The following is a 544-nucleotide window of genomic DNA, read 5'->3' on the forward strand; positions in this document are numbered from 1 at the left end:
TATTGTTCTGGATGCTTTTTACAAAACGGGCTGTTCAAGCGCTTCTTGACACTACGCATCGGGATCACAGCGCCTGGACGACAAGCCGGAAGATTCTTTCCTTGAAAATTCTCACACCACGTTCCTGCCTCTGTATCTTTATAGCGGAATCCTGATTGAACCATACAAGAATCAATAAACGCCTTTTTATTTAAACTTAACTTTCTATTTTCTGGATCAGTATCATAAGGGGTTGGCATACCACATTCTAACAATGCTTTTCCTATCTCAGTAAAATCAGTAACACCATTTTTCTCCCACGCGCTCAAATATCCTCCAGGAGTTTTATTAAACTGACATCCAGCTATACTTAACAAAGTTACAGCGCTTAATAATTTTAAAGTTTGTTTCATTTTTTTCCTCCATGATTTAATTCAAGGTTTTTGTTTTAAATGAGATGAGCCATACCTTTTTTGGCATTTTTGACCCGCATCTCCAAGGCAAGTATGGGAGCTTATGGGATTCATGATCACTCTCCACCATTCTTTCCACATGTTACTACCAG

The 544-nt window shown here is 38.6% G+C and carries 1 protein-coding gene; it reads right to left on the bottom strand.

The window, feature by feature from the left end; all coding sequences use genetic code 11:
• Positions 1–392, bottom strand: a 392-nt coding sequence (locus ACFIN0_RS10165; RefSeq protein ID WP_375702497.1) for a hypothetical protein, incomplete at its 3' end; no start/stop codon positions are given.
• Positions 393–544 lie beyond the last annotated feature (152 nt).

This window comes from Bartonella sp. AA89HNZF, assembly GCF_042196905.1.
Taxonomy (GTDB): Bacteria; Pseudomonadota; Alphaproteobacteria; order Rhizobiales; family Rhizobiaceae; genus Bartonella.